The 18,960-nt window shown below is 61.7% G+C and carries 22 protein-coding genes; 9 read left to right on the forward strand and 13 right to left on the reverse strand.

What is annotated here, in order from left to right; genetic code table 11:
- The first annotated feature begins 128 nt into the window (after positions 1–128).
- A complete protein-coding gene (locus IGW04_RS25870; protein WP_228527227.1) occupies positions 129–302 on the forward strand; it encodes a hypothetical protein in 174 nt (57 codons plus the stop codon).
- A gap of 2 nt (positions 303–304) precedes the next feature.
- A complete protein-coding gene (locus tag IGW04_RS25875; RefSeq protein WP_267253706.1) occupies positions 305–466 on the forward strand; it encodes an Lrp/AsnC ligand binding domain-containing protein in 162 nt (53 codons plus the stop codon).
- 140 nt (positions 467–606) lie between these two features.
- Here IGW04_RS25875 and IGW04_RS19500 read toward each other — a convergent pair whose 3' ends face one another.
- Entirely contained in the window at positions 607–816 is a 210-nt protein-coding gene (locus tag IGW04_RS19500; protein ID WP_194714763.1) for a hypothetical protein, read from the reverse strand.
- A gap of 326 nt (positions 817–1,142) precedes the next feature.
- Complete coding sequence (locus IGW04_RS19505; RefSeq protein WP_194714764.1) at positions 1,143–2,051, reverse strand: LysR family transcriptional regulator; 909 nt, start codon at positions 2,049–2,051, stop codon at positions 1,143–1,145.
- Between the two features lie 247 nt (positions 2,052–2,298).
- Here IGW04_RS19505 and IGW04_RS19510 point away from each other — a divergent pair, with 247 nt between their 5' ends.
- Together IGW04_RS19510 and IGW04_RS19515 are read left to right on the forward strand one after the other, a co-directional pair.
- Positions 2,299–3,222, forward strand: a complete 924-nt coding sequence (locus IGW04_RS19510; protein WP_407672150.1) for a Bug family tripartite tricarboxylate transporter substrate binding protein — start codon at positions 2,299–2,301, stop codon at positions 3,220–3,222.
- A 45-nt stretch (positions 3,223–3,267) separates the two neighbouring features.
- A complete protein-coding gene (locus tag IGW04_RS19515; RefSeq protein WP_194714766.1) occupies positions 3,268–4,074 on the forward strand; it encodes a substrate-binding domain-containing protein in 807 nt (268 codons plus the stop codon).
- 66 nt (positions 4,075–4,140) lie between these two features.
- Here the strand turns inward: IGW04_RS19515 and IGW04_RS19520 are convergent, their stop codons facing one another.
- From IGW04_RS19520 to hppD, 4 genes are all read right to left on the reverse strand, one after another.
- The gene (locus IGW04_RS19520) at positions 4,141–4,845 is read right to left on the reverse strand and encodes an SDR family oxidoreductase (protein WP_194714767.1); all 705 of its coding nucleotides are present in this window, start codon (positions 4,843–4,845) and stop codon (positions 4,141–4,143) included.
- Between the two features lie 41 nt (positions 4,846–4,886).
- The gene (phhA, locus tag IGW04_RS19525; RefSeq protein WP_194714768.1) at positions 4,887–5,753 is read right to left on the reverse strand and encodes a phenylalanine 4-monooxygenase; all 867 of its coding nucleotides are present in this window, start codon (positions 5,751–5,753) and stop codon (positions 4,887–4,889) included.
- Between the two features lie 28 nt (positions 5,754–5,781).
- Entirely contained in the window at positions 5,782–6,105 is a 324-nt protein-coding gene (locus IGW04_RS19530) for a 4a-hydroxytetrahydrobiopterin dehydratase (RefSeq protein WP_194714769.1), read from the reverse strand.
- A gap of 252 nt (positions 6,106–6,357) precedes the next feature.
- Positions 6,358–7,434, reverse strand: a complete 1,077-nt coding sequence (gene hppD, locus IGW04_RS19535; protein WP_194714770.1) for a 4-hydroxyphenylpyruvate dioxygenase — start codon at positions 7,432–7,434, stop codon at positions 6,358–6,360.
- Positions 7,435–7,610: 176 nt separating this feature from the next.
- Here hppD and IGW04_RS19540 point away from each other — a divergent pair, with 176 nt between their 5' ends.
- From IGW04_RS19540 to IGW04_RS19555, 4 genes are all read left to right on the forward strand, one after another.
- Positions 7,611–8,135, forward strand: coding sequence for an Lrp/AsnC family transcriptional regulator (locus tag IGW04_RS19540; protein ID WP_194714771.1), 525 nt, complete (start codon positions 7,611–7,613; stop codon positions 8,133–8,135).
- Positions 8,136–8,357: 222 nt separating this feature from the next.
- Positions 8,358–9,098 (forward strand): TerC family protein, encoded by a 741-nt coding sequence (locus IGW04_RS19545; protein WP_194714772.1) that lies wholly within the window; start codon positions 8,358–8,360, stop codon positions 9,096–9,098.
- Between the two features lie 73 nt (positions 9,099–9,171).
- The gene (locus IGW04_RS19550) at positions 9,172–9,597 is read left to right on the forward strand and encodes a universal stress protein (protein WP_194714773.1); all 426 of its coding nucleotides are present in this window, start codon (positions 9,172–9,174) and stop codon (positions 9,595–9,597) included.
- 48 nt (positions 9,598–9,645) lie between these two features.
- Positions 9,646–10,242, forward strand: coding sequence for a UbiX family flavin prenyltransferase (locus IGW04_RS19555; RefSeq protein WP_194714774.1), 597 nt, complete (start codon positions 9,646–9,648; stop codon positions 10,240–10,242).
- 84 nt (positions 10,243–10,326) lie between these two features.
- Here IGW04_RS19555 and ftsH read toward each other — a convergent pair whose 3' ends face one another.
- From ftsH to gcl, 7 genes are all read right to left on the reverse strand, one after another.
- Complete coding sequence (gene ftsH, locus IGW04_RS19560) at positions 10,327–12,201, reverse strand: ATP-dependent zinc metalloprotease FtsH (RefSeq protein WP_194714775.1); 1,875 nt, start codon at positions 12,199–12,201, stop codon at positions 10,327–10,329.
- A 530-nt stretch (positions 12,202–12,731) separates the two neighbouring features.
- Positions 12,732–13,013: an antitoxin Xre/MbcA/ParS toxin-binding domain-containing protein gene (locus IGW04_RS19565; RefSeq protein WP_194714776.1), complete on the reverse strand. Its 282-nt coding sequence runs from the start codon at positions 13,011–13,013 to the stop codon at positions 12,732–12,734.
- 257 nt (positions 13,014–13,270) lie between these two features.
- Positions 13,271–13,486: a hypothetical protein gene (locus IGW04_RS19570; RefSeq protein ID WP_194714777.1), complete on the reverse strand. Its 216-nt coding sequence runs from the start codon at positions 13,484–13,486 to the stop codon at positions 13,271–13,273.
- 203 nt (positions 13,487–13,689) lie between these two features.
- On the reverse strand, positions 13,690–14,046 hold the full coding sequence (locus tag IGW04_RS19575) for a hypothetical protein (protein WP_194714778.1): 357 nt from the start codon (positions 14,044–14,046) through the stop codon (positions 13,690–13,692).
- Positions 14,047–14,161: 115 nt separating this feature from the next.
- On the reverse strand, positions 14,162–15,061 hold the full coding sequence (gene glxR / locus IGW04_RS19580; protein WP_323744886.1) for a 2-hydroxy-3-oxopropionate reductase: 900 nt from the start codon (positions 15,059–15,061) through the stop codon (positions 14,162–14,164).
- Positions 15,062–15,110: 49 nt separating this feature from the next.
- Entirely contained in the window at positions 15,111–15,890 is a 780-nt protein-coding gene (gene hyi, locus IGW04_RS19585) for a hydroxypyruvate isomerase (protein ID WP_194714780.1), read from the reverse strand.
- A gap of 17 nt (positions 15,891–15,907) precedes the next feature.
- A complete protein-coding gene (gene gcl, locus IGW04_RS19590) occupies positions 15,908–17,689 on the reverse strand; it encodes a glyoxylate carboligase (protein WP_194714781.1) in 1,782 nt (593 codons plus the stop codon).
- A gap of 135 nt (positions 17,690–17,824) precedes the next feature.
- On the opposite strand from gcl, the gene IGW04_RS19595 reads away from it, so the two are divergent.
- Positions 17,825–18,733, forward strand: a complete 909-nt coding sequence (locus tag IGW04_RS19595) for a LysR family transcriptional regulator (protein ID WP_194714782.1) — start codon at positions 17,825–17,827, stop codon at positions 18,731–18,733.
- Positions 18,734–18,960: the final 227 nt, after the last annotated feature.

An 18,960-nucleotide genomic window follows, 5' to 3' on the forward strand; every position in this document is an offset into this window, starting at 1 on the left:
TCCATGGACATGACATCGACATTGCTCCCCGTGAGAAACTTCTCGCTCGATGCAAGCGCAGGGAAGGTCCTGCGTGCGCTGCAGGACAACTGCCGGATCCGCTGGCGGAACGGGCCGGCAAGCTCGGCATGCCCACCACGCCATGCTGGCGGCGCCGGAAGGCGCTGGAGGAACAGGGCTATATCAAGCGGCATGCGGCCATCGTCGACCGGCGCAAGGGGGACTGGATGTCTGCCGCCATGCCGGCATCTCGCTGGCGCGGCATGCGGAAGGCGTGGCCGCCAGCTTCGAGGCGACGATGAAGATGCGGTCCGAGGTCGTGGACTGCTACGGGACGACCGGCACGTCGGATTGCCTGGTCAGGATCGTTGTGGCCGACATGGATGCGCATCACGACGTCCTGCACAACCTGCTGTCCCGGCTCGATGGCGCGGCGCAGGCCAGCACCGGGGTGGCGCTGCGTTAGGTCAAGAGCGATACGGCGCTGCCGTTTCGATACTTCCGCACCCGGACCCGTCATGGATCAGGACTGCCTTCAGGTCCATGACGGGCTTCAGCGGCGCGCTGCCATGCCAGGGCAGCGCGCCGCGTTTTTACTGCTTCTTCCTATCGGTTCTGACGGCCCCTGGCTCCGCGGTCCGGCGTGGCCGAACGGTTCTCGGAACTCTGCTGTTTATTGAGGCTTCTGGTGGTCATGCCGTTGGGCATCGACTCATCTTCCATTTCAGCGCGGTAGCTGCTGCCATACAGCTCATCATCCTTGCTTGCAGCCGCAGCCGCCACTTTGTAGCCTCGGTGTCCAGCACTATGGGTCATGTCTTTCTCCTTGATGGTTATGCAAAGGTGTAGGCATGCAGAGCAACGGGCGCACCCTTGCGGACACCCGCTGATTCTTCGATGGAAAAACGGCGCAGACCGCCACGCCACGGCAAAGGTGACTGGTTTGACCCGTACGGAATCATCAGTTGCAAACGACTGCTCGGCAGTACGCAGCAGGCTTGATCCGGATCAAAGAGATCGCGCCTGGAGGGAGCAGCCGTTGTAAGAAACCTAACGATAAATGATCTGCCACAAGCCGCTGCTCTGCTTGCTGCTTTCAAAAGAGTCAAGGCCGGGCGGAGGGCTGCGCGAGCCCGGATGCGTCATCCTGCATCGGCTCGTGCCAGGGCCGAGCGCAGCATGTCCATCAATGCGAGCGCAACCGGGTGCAACTGGCTGCCCTTGCGCCTGATCAGCCCCATTGTCCGGCTGATGCGCGGACCATGCAGCGCGACTCCCACCAGGTCGGGATGGGTGTCCCCGGCGAAGGCCAGGCCGGGCACCGCGGCCACGCCCAGGCCGGCCCTGACCATGGCCATCGCGCCGGCGATGTGGCTGGCCTCATAGAAAATCGCCGGTCGCTTGGAGGCCTTTGCCAGCGCATTGTCGATCAGGGCCCGGTTGCCGCTGGTGCCGGCGACGGCGATGAAGCTCTCCGTCGCCAGGTCATCCCAACTGACGGCGGACCGGGTCGCCAGGCGGTGGCCGCGCGGCATCGCCAGCAGGAAATGCTCGCTGCGTATGCCTTCGAACTCGATATCGGCTTCCTGTGCGCCCGTGAAGCTGACGCCGAAATCTGCAATGCCCGACACCACGCTGTCGAGCACCTGCGCGGCGCCCTCGTCGATCATTTTCACCCTGGCATTGGGATAGACCGACGAGAAGGATTTCAGCACCGAAGGCAGCAGGTGTGACGCCACGGTGGGCACGCAGGCCACCGTCACCAGCGCGCCGCGCTGGACCGTGGTTTCCGACACGCTGCGCATGGCCAGTTCCAGCGCTTCCAGCGCCGCCTGCGCATGCGGCAGAAACTGTTCCCCTGCCCTGGTCAGCGAGACGCGCCGCGTGGTGCGTTCCAGAAGCTGGGTGCCAATGGCGGTTTCCAGCCGTTCGATGCGGCGGCTCAACGCCGGCTGCGAAACGAACAGTTCCTCGGCTGCCGCCTTGAAGCTGGACTTCTCGGCAATGCGGAGAAAGGCAATGATTTCATCAATCTGGAGAGCGATGCGCATCGTGCATGAATTTATGAGAATTAATCAATTTACTTATTAATGCACATTGTGCATGATGCGCCCTCGTTCCGCCTGTACAACGCATATGCCCTCATGCCGGGCACGGATATGGCCATCGGCATGTGCAATGCGGCTACGGCAGGCAGGCAAAACCGCCCACGTCAAATTTTCCAGGCTCATCATGAATCCAAGCAAGCGACTCACTCTTTGCGCCGGCCTCCTTGCCGTCGTTGCAGCCATTGGCGCCATGCCGTCCGCGCACGCCGACCAATGGCCGGGCAAGCAGCCGATCAGGCTGGTGGTGCCCTATGCGGCGGGCGGCTTCGCCGACCTGCGCGCGCGCCAGATAGCGATCAGGCTCGGACACGCGCTCGGCGCGAATGTGATCGTCGACAACAAGCCGGGCGCCGGCGGCGTGATCGGCACCGACTTCGTGGCCAAGGCGGCGCCGGACGGCAATACGATAGGCATGGGCAATCTGGCGCCGCTGGCAGTCAATCCGACGCTGATGAAGACGGTGCCCTACAACGTGGCGAAGAGCCTGCAGCCGGTGGTGCTGATCGAGAAGGCGCCGCTGTTCCTGACGACCCAGCCCGATTCGGGCTTTTCCAGCGTGGCCGACGTGATCGCCAAGGCCCGCGCCACTCCCGGCAAGCTGACCTTCGCCTCGTCCGGCGTCGGCGGCGCGCACCACCTGTCGGGCGAGATGTTCAACATGCTGGCCGGCATCCAGCTCACCCATGTTCCCTACAAGGGCGGCGCGCCAGCCACCACAGACCTGCTGGCTGGCCATGTGCCGCTGATGTTCGAAATGGGTTATTCGGCGCTGCCCAACCTGCGCTCGGGCAAACTGAAGGCGCTGGCTGTGAGCAGCAACAAGCGCCTGGCGGTGGCGCCGGACGTGATGACCATGCAGGAAGCCGGCGTCAAGAACTTCGTCTCCTATAACTGGCAGGGCCTGGTCGTGCCCGCAGGCACGCCGGCCGCCATCGTCAGCCGGCTCAACAAGGAGGTCAATGCCATCCTGGCTGCGCCTGACGTGAAGAAAAGCATCGAGGACACCGGCGCCGAAGTGGGCGGCGGCAGCCCGGAAGACTTCGCCAAGCTGATCCAGCAGGAAACCGTGACCTGGGCCAATGTGATCAAGGCCGCCAAGATCGAACCGCAATAAATCCGGGCACCCTGCTCGATACGAACGATAACGGGAGACAGACAAATGATCCGTACCATGGTGAAGGGCCTGCGCCAGGCAGTGGCGTTTTCCCTGCTGGCCTCGACGCTGGCCGCGGCGCCGGCCCATGCCCAGGCGGCGCAGGAAGTGAAGGTGATGATTTCGGGCGGCTTCAGCGCCGCCTATGACGCGCTGGTGCCGCAGTTCGAAGCCGGCCACGGCTACAAGGTCGTCACCGTGCACGGGCCGTCGATGGGCGCCACGCCGCAGGCCATTCCCAACCGCCTGGCGCGCGGCGAAGCGGCGGATGTGGTCATCCTTGCCGACTCGGCCCTGGGCCAGCTGATCGAGCAGAACCGGGTGCTGCCCGCCTCCCGCACCGAGCTGGTTCGCTCCGTCATTGCAATGGCCGTCAGGGAAGGCGCGCCGGTGCCGCCGTTGCGGACCAGGGACGATCTGATCAAGGCGGTGCTGAACGCGAAATCCATCGCGGTGTCGGATAGCGCCAGCGGCGTCTACATCTCCACCCAGATGTACAGGAAGCTGGGCGTGGAGGAACAGGTCAGGGACAAGAGCCGCATGATCCCCGCCGAGCCGGTCGGCAAGGTCGTGGCGCGCGGCGATGCCGAGATCGGCTTCCAGCAGCTGAGCGAACTGAAGCCGATCAGGGGCATCACCATCGTGGGCCCGATCCCGGCGGAAGCGCAGAAGGTGACGGTGTTTTCCGCCGGCATCGTCAAGGGCGCGCAGAACGAGAAAGGCGCGCAGGAACTGATCCGTTTCCTCGCTTCCGGCGAGGCGCATCCGACCATGCGCGACAGCGGGCTGGAACCGGCTGCGGCGGCCAGGTAGGCCGTTTTTCCCGGCCCCTTGCCAGGCCCGTGTCGAAGACCTTCGCCGTAGGCCGATACTGCTGACCTACCCCCTCCCCACCACAGGGATCGCCGCGCCATTGATGGCGCGGGCGCCCTCCGACGCCAGAAAGGCGATCACCTCAGCAAGCGCATCCGGGCTTACCCAGCGTCCCGGGTCCGCATCGGGCATGGCGGCGCGATTTTCCGGCGTGTCGATCACGCTTGGCAGCACGCAGTTCACATTGATCCGCTTGTCCTTCAGTTCGGCTGCCATGGCTTCGGTGATGCGGATCACCGCATCCTTGGACGCGCAGTAGGCGGCCATGCCCGGCACGCCCTTCAGCGCGGAATTGGCGGCGACGCTGACGATCCTGCCGCCGCCGGAGGCAATCATCCCCGGCACCACCGCGCGCACTGCATGCACCACGCTCCTCGTGTTCAGGCCGAACAGGAAGTCCCAATCCTCGTCCGGCGTTTCATGCACCGGCGGACCCATGCGGAAACCGCCGGCGATATTGCACAGCACGTCGATGCCGCCAAACCGTTCCTGCGCGGCCCTGACCGCGGCATCGACCTGGCCTTGCACCAGCAGGTCGGCTGCCAGCAGCAGCTGGCGCTCATTGTCGTCGCCATACACGCGGCGCAGATGCGCGCCGTCGCGCTCGAGCAATACCAGCCTGGCGCCGCGCCGGGCAAACAGTTGTGCCAGCGCGCGGCCGAGATTGCCGCCCGCGCCTGTCACCAGCACGGTCTGATTACTGTGGTCCATGGGGTCTCCTCGATGAATGATGGGGATGCATGCCGCAGGCGTCACGCGCCTGCGGCACGCCTGGCGCGATGGTAGGCGCCGGTGCCCCGGGTCAGCACGCGATCGCTGGGCAGCACGGTGCCCGGCTCCAGTTCGTCCTGGCCGCGCACGGCCTCATACAGCGGAGCGAAATCGATTTTCGCGAGATCCAGCAGCGCATCGAAGCTGGGAATGACGAAATAAGTTTCCTGGAAATCGTCGATGCGATAGCGGGTGCGCATCACCCGTTCCAGGTCGAAGCCGATGCGGTTGGGGGAAGGATCCTCCACCGCAAACAGCGACTCCGAATGGGAAGAGGCAATGCCGGCGCCGTAGATGCGCAGGCCTTCGTCCTGCTGCACCAGCCCGAACTCGACGGTGTACCAGTAAACCCGCGCCAGCTGATCCAGCACGCCAAGCTTCTTTGCCTTCAGTCCGCCCTCGCCATAGGCCTGGATGTAGTCGGCGATGACCGGGTTCATCAGCATCGGCACGTGGCCGAACACATCATGGAAGATGTCCGGTTCCTGCAGGTAATCAAGCTGCTCGGCGCGGCGTATGAACTGACCCGCGGGAAAGCGCCGATTGGCCAGATGCGCGAAGAACACTTCATCCGGCACCAGGCCGGGCACCGCCACCACCTGCCAGCCGGTATGCCGTATCAGCACCTCGCTCAGTGCGCGGAAATCCGGAATCTGGTCCGCGCCTATCGGAAGGGCGCGCATGCCGGCGACGAACTCATCGCAGGCCCGCTCGGGCAGCAATGCGGTCTGCCGCTCGAACAGGGTCTTCCAGACGGCGTGTTCCTGCGCGGTGTAGTGTTCCCAGCCCTGGTCTATCACCCAGTCGGCGCGCTGCGGCTGTGCGATGGCATGATCCATCGTTTCCATTGTCGTGGTCTCCTCGGTCAGCCAGCGATCAGGCGCCCTCGGCCAGCTGCGGCTGCGCGGCAAAGCCCGCATAGACCGCATCGGCATAGCCTGCAAGGTCGATGTCCTTCTGCGTCAGGCCATTGGCGTCATGGGTGGTATAGGTAATGGTCACCCGGTTGTAGACATTGGACCACTCGGGATGATGGTTGCGCTTTTCCGCCATGAGCGCCAGCTGCGTCATGAAGGCAAAGGCCTGCGGGAAATCCCGGAATTGGAAAGTGCGGCTGATGGCGTCGCGCTGGCTGTCGTGCGCCCAGTCGGGCAATGTCGCCAGCAGGGCCGCTGCGCGGGTCGAATCGAGTTTTTCCATGGTGCCTCCTTGTCGGGCAAAACGGCGGCGCCGGTATTGGCGCCGCGCGCATGCATTGGGATCAGTCGTCAGATCCGTTTTCCGGCCCGGCGTTGCAGGCCGGGCGGCAAGCAAAATCATATGCCAGGCATTCGGAAATAGTATTCCCGCTTTATAAGCAAACCTAAGCAAACCCTCCAAGAAAGTACGACGCATTCCTGCGGGTTATGACCTTGTCTTTGTCGTTACATGCCAGGCCGGCAGCGAGCCGGGCTATTGCACTTCCAGCACGCCGCGACGGATCTGGTCGCGTTCCAGCGATTCGAACAGCGCCTTGAAGTTGCCTTCGCCGAATCCCTCGTCGCCCTTGCGCTGGATGAACTCGAAGAACACCGGGCCAAGCACCGGCTGAGAAAAAATCTGCAACAGAAGGCGCTTCTCGCCGCCCGCGGTGCTGCCGTCGAGCAGGATGCCGCGTGTCTGCAACTCCGATACCTGCTCGCCATGGCCCGGCAGACGGCTCTCGAGCATCTCGTAATAGGTCGCCGGCGGCGCGGTATTGAGCGGCACGCCGGCCATCTTCAGTTGGTCCAGCGTCGACACCAGGTCGTCGGTGATCAGGGCGATATGCTGTATGCCTTCGCCGTTGAACTGCATCAGGAATTCCTCGATCTGGCCGCCGCCCTGCTTCGATTCCTCGTTCAGCGGAATGCGGATCTTGCCGTCAGGCGCGGTCATCGCCTTGGATGTCAGGCCGGTATATTCGCCGGAAATGTCGAAGTAGCGGATCTCGCGGAAATTGAACAGCTTCTCGTAAAAGCCGGCCCAGTAGGACATGCGGCCGCGATACACGTTATGCGTCAGGTGATCGATCAGCTTCAGCCCATGGCCGCACGGATGGCGGTCCACGCCTTCCAGGAATTCGAAATCGATGTCATAGATCGACTTGCCTTCCTCGAAGCGGTCGATCAGGTAAAGCGGCGCGCCGCCGATGCCCTTGACCGCAGGCAGCCGCAACTCCATCGGCCCGGTCGGAATGTCCACCGGCTGGGCGCCGAGCGCCAGCGCCGCCTTGTAGGCCTTGTGCGCATCCTTCACGCGGAATGCCATGCCGCAGGCGGACGGACCATGCTCCGCGGCGAAATAGGAGGCAATGCTGTTGGGCTCATTGTTGATGATGAAGTTGATGTCGCCCTGCCGGTACAGCACCACATCCTTGGAACGATGCCTGGCAACCCTGGTGAAGCCCATCATCTCGAATACCGGTTCCAGCACGTTCGGGGTGGGCGAGGCGAACTCGACGAATTCGAAGCCCATGAGGCCCATGGGATTGTCAAACAGATCGGACATGGCGGTTTCCTGAAAGGAGGGTTGTACGGTCGGGCACGGGCGGTTTTCCCGCACGCCCGGCGGCGATTCATCCTTTAAGTGTAAGTTGTATCTCGCGCATTTTTTGCGCAAATTTGCTGCTATATTGGCCTTCTGATGCACAAATTTCGCACCATTTTTGATATTCAGGAGAAATTTTGACGACAATTACCGTAGACCGATTCGATGTCGAGTTACTGGCCAGCCTGCAGCGGGACGGCAAGGCCACCAACAGCGCTCTGGGGGAGAAGGTTCATCTGTCGACATCGCAGGTCAGCCGCCGCATACAGCGCCTTGAAGAATCCGGCGTGATCAGCCAGTTCGCCGCCATACTCGACCCGGACATCCTCGGCCTCGGCGTGATCGCCTTCACCTCGGTGACCCTGGAGCGGCATGGCGAAGCGCGCAGCGAGGCATTCGAAAGCGCAGTGGCGGACATGCCCGAAGTGCTGGAATGCCTTTCGGTGACGGGCGAGGCGGACTATGTGCTGCGGGTGCTGGCGCCCGACCTGGCCTCGTTTTCCAGCTTCATGATGAAGCGCCTGCTGCGCCTGCCGGGGGTGGCGAACGTGAAATCCAACATCGCGCTCAAGAAGATCAAGCAGACGCATGTGCTGCCGCTGGACCATATCAAGCAGCCGGAACAGGCCAGCCCGAAGCTGGTTTATTCAAGCCAGATCTAGCCGCAAAACCGCGACGTTGCCAGAACATAAGCAAGCCCAAGCAGGGGCCATTCCGGTAAAACTACGCTTTTTCCGCAGAAACCTCTCGAAAAAACTGATGTTGTCTAGTGCTATAGTCGGCCCCACTGGCTCCTGGCTATACAGGAGCGGCGCTTTTGCGCGGCGACGCCCTCCGGCGCCGTGCCATCTCTCCTCCAACCCTTAACAGTCAGGCTAGCAAACATGGACTTCACCAATCCCGCATTCTGGATGGCGGTGCTGCAGATCGTCGCCATCGATATCGTTCTCGGCGGCGACAACGCCGTGGTCATCGGACTGGCATGCCGCCGTCTCCCGGAACGCCAGCGCAAGCTCGGCATCATCTGGGGCATGGCCGGCGCCATTGGCCTGCGCGTCGTGCTGATCCTGTTCGCAGTCACCCTGCTCGCCGTGCCTTATCTGAAGCTGGTCGGCGCTGCCCTGCTGCTCTGGATCGGCATCAAGCTGCTGCTGCCGGAGCAGGAGGAAGGCCATAACATCGAAGCCGGCACCACGCTTGCCGCGGCCATCAAGACCATCATCGTGGCCGACGCCGTGATGAGCCTGGACAACGTGATCGCCATTGCGGGCGCCGCCGGCGACAGCAAATTCCTGATCATCTTCGGCCTGCTGCTGAGCATCCCGATCATCATGCTGGGCAGCCAGCTGGTGATCAAGCTGATGGACCGCTTTCCCATCGTCATCGTGCTGGGCGGCGCCCTGCTGGGCTGGATCGCCGGCGGCATGGTGGTCACCGACGTCGCCACCAAGGACTGGGTTGCCGCCAACCTGCCGGCCGCCACTTGGATCGGACCGGTAGTGGGTGCGATACTGGTGGTCGTTGTCGGCAAGATGCTGGCGGCGCGCGCCCAGGCCCGCGTCCCGGCGATGGAAGACCTGGCTGCGTCGCATGACAAGCCTTCCGCCAGTTCCGGCAACAAATAAAACAAGCGTCAATACATGACAAGGCGTGCGCTAGCACGCCTTTCCTTGCTCATAACTACTGCGGAGAAGATCAATGCTGAAAATACTGTTGGCCATAGACGGATCGGAAAATGCCCTGCGCGCCGTTTCCTACCTTATCAAGCGCGCCTCCGCGACCAAGGACCAGTACCAGGTGTCGCTGGTCAACGTCCAGTATCCGCTGCATGGTACAGTTGCCACCTTCATCAGCGGAGCGCAGGTCAAGCAGTATCACCATGACGAAGGCGTGAAGGCGCTGGCGCCGGCGCAGGCCCTGCTGGATGGCGCCGGCATCGCGCATAGCGAGCACCTGTTCGTGGGCGAGCCGGCGGAAGTGATTTCCCGCTTTGCCCGCGAGAACGGATGCGACGAAATCATGATCGGCAATCGCGGCCTGGGCAATATCGGCAGCCTGCTGGTCGGCTCGGTGGCAAGCAAGATCATTCACCTGTCGGAAGTGCCGGTCGTGCTGGTGAAGTAAAATTCCGCCGCAGCGGCCGGTTTCCCGGCCGCATCACCGGAGATTGCCATGCAAGCCAGCCCGCCCGAACCCGCTCGTCTCATCGTAGGCATCAGCGGCGCTTCCGGCGTCATCTATGGCGTGCGCATGTTGCAGATGCTGCGCACTCTGGGCGTGGAAACCCACCTGGTCATGAGCAAGTCCGCCCAGCTCACCCTCACCCATGAAACCGATATGAGCGTTGCCGAGGTCAAGGCCCTGGCGGAAGTCACCTATTCCAACGCCGACATCGGCGCCGCCATTGCCAGCGGCTCATTCCGGGTAAGCGGCATGGTCATCGCGCCGTGCTCGATCAAAAGCCTGTCGGAAATCGCCAGCGGCATCACCGGCAGCCTGCTCTCCCGCGCGGCCGACGTAACACTCAAGGAACGACGCCGCCTGGTGCTGATGCTGAGGGAAACGCCGCTGCACCTTGGCCACCTGCGCAGCATGGTGGCAGTCACCGAAGCCGGCGCCATTATCAGCCCGCCGGTGCCGGCCTTCTATGCCAAGCCGGCATCGATCGACGAGATGGTCGACCATAGCGTGGGACGGGTGCTCGACCTGTTCGGCATCGAGTCGGGCGCGGTGCGGCGCTGGAATCCGGGCAGCGACACCGTTGCCTGATCACGCAGGAAAACACCCATGAAAAAACCCCGCCTCCTGTAAGGAAGGCGGGGTTTCTTGTTGTGCTGCTTGGGCTTGCCTGGCTCAGACGGTGGCAGGCGCGCTCGGTGCGATCGGGCCGGAACTGGACTGCCGCTTCTCCGGCACGCCGTATTTCGGCGGACGCGGCTCGCCGCCGGACATGATGTCCTTCACCTGGTCGGAATCCAGGGTTTCCCATTCCAGCAGCGCGTTGGTCATCACTTCCACCTTCTCGCGATTGGCTTCCAGCAGACTGCGGGCCAGGGCGTACTGACGGTCCAGTATGCTGCGGATTTCCTCGTCCACCTTCTGCTGGGTTTCCTCGGAAATGGTGGGCGCGGACATACCGCCCATGCCCTGGTCGTCATCCACATACACCATGGTGCCCAGCGCTTCGGACATGCCGTAGCGAGTCACCATCGCGCGCGCCAGCTTGGTTGCGCGCTCGAAGTCGTTGGAAGCGCCGGTCGACATCTGGTGCATGAACAGCTCTTCCGCGATCCGTCCGCCGAACAGGATGGCGATGTCTTCCAGCATCTTGTCCTTGTACATGTTGACGCGATCATGCTCGGGCAGCTGCCAGGTCAGGCCCAGCGCGAAGCCGCGCGGCATGATGGTGACCTTGTGGACCGGGTCCGCCTTGGGCAGCAGGGCGGCAATCACGGCATGGCCGGACTCGTGGTAGGCAGTATTGCGGCGCTCTTCCTCCCGCATCACGGCCGACTTGCGCTCCGGACCCATGATGATCTTGTCCTTGGCATCCTCGAAGTCCTGCATGTCAACGATCTGCTTGTTGCGGCGTGCCGCGAACAAGGCTGCCTCGTTCACCAGGTTAGCCAGCTCGGCGCCCGAAAAGCCCGGCGTGCCGCGGGCCAGCACATGGGCCTGCACGTCCTTGGAAATCGGCACCTTGCGCATATGCACGTTCAGCACCTGCTCGCGACCGCGTATGTCCGGCAAGCCGACCATCACCTGACGGTCGAAACGACCCGGACGCAGCAGCGCCTTGTCCAGCACGTCCGCGCGGTTGGTCGCCGCGATCACGATCACACCCGAGTTGGGCTCGAAGCCGTCCATCTCGACCAGCATCTGGTTCAGCGTCTGCTCACGCTCGTCATTGCCGCCGCCCATGCCATTGCCGCGCTGGCGGCCGACGGCATCGATCTCGTCGATGAAGATGATGCAGGGCGCATGCTGCTTGGCATTCTGGAACATGTCGCGCACCCGGGAGGCGCCGACACCGACGAACATCTCGACGAAGTCGGAGCCCGAGATGGTGAAGAACGGCACTCGCGCCTCGCCTGCAATTGCCCTTGCCAGCAGGGTCTTGCCGGTACCCGGCGGGCCAACCATCAGCACGCCATGGGGGACGTGGCCGCCGAGCTGCTGGAAGCGGCTGGGGTCGCGCAGGAAGTCGACGATCTCGCCAACCTCTTCCTTGGCCTCATCGCAACCGGCGACGTCGGCAAAGGTCACCTGGTTGGACTTCTCGTCGAGCATGCGGGCCTTGGACTTGCCAACCGACAGCATGCCGCCCATGCCGCCCTTGCCCTGCGACTTCTTCATGAAGAAGATCCAGACGCCGATCAGAAGCAGCATCGGGAACCAGGAAATGAAGATCTGGGCCAGGAAGGACGGCGGCTCCGGATTCTTGACGTCGAACTTCACGTCATTGTTCATCAGGTCGCCGATCAGGCCACGGTCAAGTTCCGTCGTGGTGGACCGCAGCACGGTACCGCTGTTGGTCACCGCGGTAATCTTGCGGCCCTCGATGGTGGCTTCCTTGATATTGCCTGCCTTGATCTGGGCCAGCATCTCCGAATAAGGCGTAGCTTTTCCAGCGCCGACCTTTTCATCGCTGTCGATCTGGCCAAACGCGATGACCAGCATGAACATGATCGCTGCCCATATCGCGCCTTGAGAGTAATTTCTATTCACTCGGATTCCTTGTCGAAAATAATTTACCGGCTTTCCCAAGGCGCGCCGCCATCGAGGACGGCATAGGCCAGGGCGCTTGCCAATATACGCACCATAAGGGAATGAAGCCCCTTTTCAAACCGATGTTTTCAGCGGGATTACTTCGAAAAAAGCGCTGCAAAACATGTCGTCCCGCGTCAGTGGTCCGGTTGGCAAGCAATACCGTGCCCCTGGTCGACGTCGTTACACCGCAATTACAACAGAATTTGCGCCACATGATTTGATCTGTGGTCGCTGCCGGCAATTTAAAGAGCGCTTACGCTGATTTTTATGCGTTTTAGGCGTCAATTAACGTAAAAAGCATTGGTCTTTTTATAAAAGACGCTTCGACGCGGGAAAATGCCCATGGGCGAGTGACAAGGCGGACCTGAATGCTGGCCGATCGATTGGCCAACTGCCACGGGTTGCATTGCCATTCGCCGCGTCTGACGGGACGGCACCGTTGCGGCGCAAGGGAGCGAAGGGGCTTGCCCCAGAAAGCGCTTGCAGACTTACCAATGCCTCGGCGATACCTGGAACGATTCCCTTTCGAGCCGCCCCATCAGTTCCGTAGCGACATCCGGTGGTGCAATGGGGCTTTCCTTCCTGATGCGGTACACATCGCGCGGCAATGCCCCCCCGAAGGCGGGATTGGGCGTGACCAGCCAGCGTTCCAGCCAGGCCTTCGCGTCCAGCCGGTCAGTACAGCCAGCCGATTCGATCCTGGCGCGCACCTCAGCCAGCAGCTGGAGAAACTGGACGTTATCCTCAAGTACAACCGAAGCTCTGTTCACATCAGTCTCCTTAGAATCGCAACGAACCAGGCCAGAACGCCGAGCGCCCAGGGCCAGTGCAAGCGGATTGAGGCAGCCTGTGAGGGTTCGTTTGTCTCCCGCCAACTGGATGTGCCAACCGTTGGCGTTATTAAATTAAAGATGATGCAAGGGCAATGCCTTACCAAGCGGGCATTGCAGTCGGCTGTTCGGCTGCGCGGCAGTGACAACCGTTTCTGGAATAGCCGACGCCTGGGAAACAGGTCGCCGGCAGCAGGTCAGTGCAGGGTGGGCATTCTGTCGTCGGTACGAGGCAATACACCTTGCTCGTTCAACATCAGCAAGGGCGTGCCGTCAAGGTCACAGCCATCGCTCAGAAAAGCCATCAGTATTTCGTCGTCACTCAATTGCGCGTCGTAGATGTCGTCGTCAACCTCGTCGATCGCGCGGTGGTCGGCAAAGGGAAAAACAGCAACGCTCTCATTTGTGTTCATGCCAGATCCGGGTAAAAACGCTTTTAAATAGAATAGCGATTTCCATGGATCCCCGCCAGCATGCACGTGCCAAACATCGCACAGAAAAGCGGTTATTGTTGTATATAGGGTGAAGCTTTCCAGCAATCATTAGCAGTAGGAAATTATCCTTCAACTACCAGTAAACAATCCCGCGTTACCATCGCGAAAAATCGCAGTAAGGCCTATGCCCTCGCCCGCACTTCCATGATTTCGTACTCGATTGCTTCCCGGTAGATATTCCTGTCCCGCGTGGCGAGATGCAGAAGCAGCTCCGGCGCACGCCTGCGTATGATCCTTGGAATCAGCACGCCAATCAGCACCAGGATAAGGCCAGCCCACAGATAGCCGGAAATGCCGAGCGCCACGCCCATGCCCAGCACGGGTAGCAGCAGGAGCTTGATCCAGAGCCGATGCTGAACATACTTGGGCGCAAGCGCCGGGTTGATGATGACGCGAAAGCGTCCGTGGGGAAGTCCGGCGCGGAATTCTTCATGCGAGACATTGACCGTCTCGAACTGGGCTTCATTGTTGTCGCTCATGCAGCGTGTCTCCTGTTGTCCTCAAATGCTACCTGCTTTGCATGACGAGGTCGAGACTGCATGGGCCAAAGCCGGCAGCAGACGGGGCTGCCCATGCCCCGCCTGCCAGTCAAGGTCAGGACTGCGATTGCGCGATCTGATGATTCGACATCATTTCAATGGCCTGGCACAGGGCCGAGTGGTCGAGTCCGCTCATGCCATGCGCCGCGCAGGAATTCATCAGCTCCTGCGTGGCCGCGGTATTGGGCAATGAGACGCCCAAGGCCTTGGCGCCCTGTAATGCCAGGTTCAGGTCCTTCTGGTGCAGCTCGATGCGAAAGCCCGGATTGAAGGTGCGCTTGACCATGCGCTCGCCATGCACTTCCAGGATGCGCGAGGAAGCAAAGCCGCCCATCAGGGCTTCGCGTACCTTGGCCGGGTCGGCACCGGCCTTGGACGCGAACAGCAGCGCCTCCGCCACCGCCTGGATGTTCAGCGCGACGATGATCTGGTTGGCAACCTTTGTGGTCTGGCCGTCACCGTTGCCGCCGACCAGCGTGATGTTCTTGCCCATCAGTTCAAAGAGCGGCTTGACGATGCCGAAAGCTTCCTTCGAACCACCAACCATGATGGTCAGCGACGCGGCTTTGGCCCCGACCTCGCCGCCCGACACCGGGGCATCGAGGTATTCGCAGCTCAAGGCATTGATGCGCTGGGCAAAGGTCTTGGTGGCAATGGGTGAGATCGAACTCATGTCCACAACGATCTTGCCCGGCGTGAGGCCCTTTGCCACGCCATCCTCGTCAAACAGCACCGCTTCCACATGCGGCGTGTCCGGCACCATGACGATGATGACGTCCGCGCGCTTGGCTACCTCGGTAGCCGAGGTGCACACCGTTGCGCCGCCTTCGATCAATGCGGCGGGCGGATTCTTCCTGTCATGCAGATAGAGTTTGTGCCCGCCAGCCTGCAGGTTGGCCGCCATTGGCGCGCCCATGATGCCCAGTCCGATAAATCCGATTTTTGTCATGCTCAGTCTCCGTGATCGTGTTCAGTGTGCAATTCGTCCATTCATGCAGCCAGGCTCACAGGCCGTGTTCGGCGCGCCAGCCCAGGCCTTCCAGGGTGCCCGCCCTGGGCTTGTATTCGCATCCGACCCAGCCGTCGTAACCCATGGCATCCAGCCTCGACAGCACTACGCGGTAATTGATTTCACCGGTGCCGGGCTCGAAACGTCCGGGGTTGTCCGCGAGCTGCACATGGCGTATCAGAGGCAGATTGGCCTGCATGGTGTTGATCAACTCGCCCTCCATCCGCTGCATGTGATAGATGTCGTATTGAATGAACACATTATCCGAGCCGGTGTCGCGGATCAGCTTCGCCGCCTGCGCGGTGCGCGACAGGAAAAAGCCCGGGATGTCGAACGTGTTGATCGGCTCGATCAGCAGGCGTATTCCGGCTTCCTTGAGCTTGCCGGCCGCATAGCCCAGGTTGGCCACCGCGGTGTCGTGCGCCTGCTCGCGATGCACGCCCGGCGGCGTGATGCCGAGCAGGCAGTTCACCTGCTTCACGCCGAGTCCGCGGGCATAGAGAATGGCTTCATCCACGCCTTCGCGAAATTCGCTGACCCGGTCGGGATGGCAGGCTATCCCGCGCTCGCCCGCATCCCAGTCGCCGGAAGGCAGGTTGTGCAATACCAGTTCGAGCTGGTACAGCGCCAGCTTGTCGGCCAGCTGGTCGATATGGAACGAGTAGGGCGACAGAAATTCAACGCCGCGAAAGCCCGCGCGGGCGGCAGCTTCGAAGCGGTCCATGAATGGATATTCATTGAACAGCATCGTCAGGTTGGCTGCGAGTCTTGTCATTATTGGTCTCCTGTCCTTCATGCGTCTTCGAATGGCACGGCGGACGTCGGCGCATGCTGGCGCTCCGTCGCGATCTCTTCGAATTCATTGACGTTGTTCAGCTCGGTGCCCATGGCGATATTGGTCACGCGCTCCAGGATGATCTCCACCACTACCGGCACCCTGAACTCTTCCATCCACTTCTGGGCCTGTTCGAACGCGGCTGGAATGTCATCCGGCTGCGTGACACGCAAGGCCTTGCAGCCCAGGCCCTCGACAACCGCAACATGGTCGACGCCGTAGCCATTCAGTTCTGGCGCATTGATGTTTTCGAAGGAAAGCTGCACGCAGAAATCCATGTCGAAATTGCGTTGCGCCTGCCGGATAAGGCCAAGATAGGAATTGTTGACCACCACATGCAGGTAAGGCAGGTGGAACTGCGCGCCGACGGCAAGCTCCTCGATCATGAACTGGAAGTCGTAGTCGCCGGAAATGGCGACCACCTTGCGTTGCGGATCGGCGGCGCAGACGCCCAGCGCAGCGGGAATGGTCCAGCCCAGCGGACCCGCCTGTCCGCAGTTGATCCAGTGCCGCGGCTTGTATACGTGCAGGAATTGCGCTGCCGCGATCTGCGACAGGCCAATGGTGCTGACATAGCAGGTGTCGCGGCCAAACGCCTTGTTCATCTCTTCATAGACGCGCTGCGGCTTGATCGGCGCCTGGTCGAAATGGGTACGGCGCTGCATGGTGCGCTTGCGATGCAGGCACTGCTCGACCCAGGCGCTGCGGTCACGCAGCTTGCCCTGCGCCTTCCACTCCTTTGCCACTTCGATAAACAGCTTCAAAGCGGCGCCCGCATCGGAGACGATGCCATAGTCCGGGCCGAACACACGGCCGATCTGGGTAGGCTCGATATCCACATGAACGAACTTGCGGTCCTTGGTGAAGACGTCGACCGAGCCGGTGTGGCGGTTGGCCCAGCGGTTGCCTATGCCAAGCACGAAGTCCGATGCCAGCATTGTGGCGTTGCCATAGCGGTGGCTGGTCTGCAGGCCGGCCATGCCCGCCATCAGGCGATGGTCGTCGGGGATCACGCCCCAGCCCATCAGGGTGGGAACGACTGGCACGCCGGTCAGCTCGGCGAATTCCACCAGCAACTCTGATGCATTGGCATTGATGATGCCGCCGCCGGCCGTGATCAAAGGCCGCTCGGCATCGTTGAACATCGCAAGTGCCTTCTCGATCTGTGCGCGGCTGGCCTTGGGCTTGTAGACTTCCAGCGGCTCATACGTGTCGGGATCAAATTCGATTTCGCCCATCTGCACATCGAACGGCAGATCGATCAGCACCGGGCCCGGACGGCCCGAGCGCATCAGGTGAAAGGCCTGCTGGAACACGCGCGGCACCAGCGCCGGCTCGCGCACTGTGACTGCCCACTTCGTTACGGGCTTGGCGATCGACTCGATGTCGACGGCCTGGAAGTCTTCCTTGTGCAAGCGGGCGCGCGGCGCCTGACCGGTGATGCAGAGTATGGGAATCGAATCGGCCTGCGCGGAGTACAGCCCGGTGATCATGTCAGTGCCGGCGGGGCCGGAGGTGCCTATGCATACGCCGATGTTGCCCGGCACGGCGCGCGTATAGCCTTCAGCCATATGCGAGGCGCCTTCAACGTGGCGCGCAAGATGATGCGCTATGCCGCCCTGCTTCTTCATTGCTGCATAAAACGGATTGATGGCTGCACCCGGAACGCCAAATACCTGGGTGATGCCTTCCTTTTCAAGCACGTGAGCCGCTGCCTGTGCTGCCGTCATCTTTGCCATGATTAGTCTCCAATGTTTTAGCTTGCATGCGAAATCGAAAATCACTGAAAGCCATGGTAGCCACAAAGGCACGTCACGATAAGACGACGAAACGTCGCTTTACTCGATACTCACGGTATGGAACAATCATCTGCCATGGACAAGCTAAAGCAGATCGAAACGTTCATCGAGGTCGCCGAGAAGGGCAGCCTGGCACGCGCCGGCCTTGCGCAGAAGATCAGCCCTGCGATGCTGGGCAGGCGTATCGATGCACTTGAGAAGCGATTGGGCGTCAAGCTGATGCACCGTACTACGCGGCATCTGACGCTGACCGAAGAAGGCAATGCCTACCTCGAACAATGCATACGTTTGCTGAGCGATCTCGACAAGGCGGAACAGACGATCGCGGAAGGCAGGCACAAGGCCACCGGGCATCTGGTGGTTTCCGCGCCAGCCGCCTTCGGACGCAAGCATGTGGCCTCGCATGCGCCGGAATTCGTGCGCACCAATCCTGAAGTCAGGCTCTCATTCAATCTCACCGACCAGGTCGTGGACCTTGTGCGCGAAGGCTATGACCTCGGGGTGCGCATCGGCGGCACCATAGACCCGAGCTTCGTGGCCATCAAGCTTGCCAGCAACCGGCGGGTGGTATGCGGCACGCCCGAGTACTTCGCACGCCATGGCACGCCAACCGCGCTGGAAGACCTGGCCAAGCACAACTGCCTGGCATTCAACCTTCAGGGCGGGCAGAACCGCGGCTGGTATTTCCAGAAGGGAGGCAAGCCGGTGACGGTCAAGGTGGACGGCAATCTCGACTGCAATGACGGCGAATTGCTGCACAGCTGGGCCAGCGAAGGCCTGGGCGTGGGCTGGCGCTCCACATGGGAAATACAGTCCCAGCTTGCCAGCGGACAGCTGATCACGGTGCTCGATGAATTCGCGCTGCCCGACTACGACATCATGGCGGTGTATCCGCAGCAAAGGCATCTGCCGATCCGGGTCAGGCTGTTCATCGACATGCTGAAGGAAAAATACGCGCAGCCGGACTACTGGCTGCGCGCATGAGGCGGTTGAAGCGCTTGCTTCGCTGCATTGACCGGTCGCATGGGCATGCGCTGTTGGAGCGATTGCGAATGGATCAATCTTCGTGGGGTGCAATCCCCGGAGGGCATTGCACCATGCCCGCAGGAGCCGGGCGGCAGCGCCAGGCAATGCCTCTGTCCGGCGGCCTGGCGGAATGCCCCTTCGGGGTATTCCGCCCTACGAAGTCTGTCGGAGCGATTGCGAATGGC

It is taken from the genome of Noviherbaspirillum soli (assembly GCF_015352955.1).
Classification (GTDB): domain Bacteria; phylum Pseudomonadota; class Gammaproteobacteria; order Burkholderiales; family Burkholderiaceae_D; genus Noviherbaspirillum_A; species Noviherbaspirillum_A soli.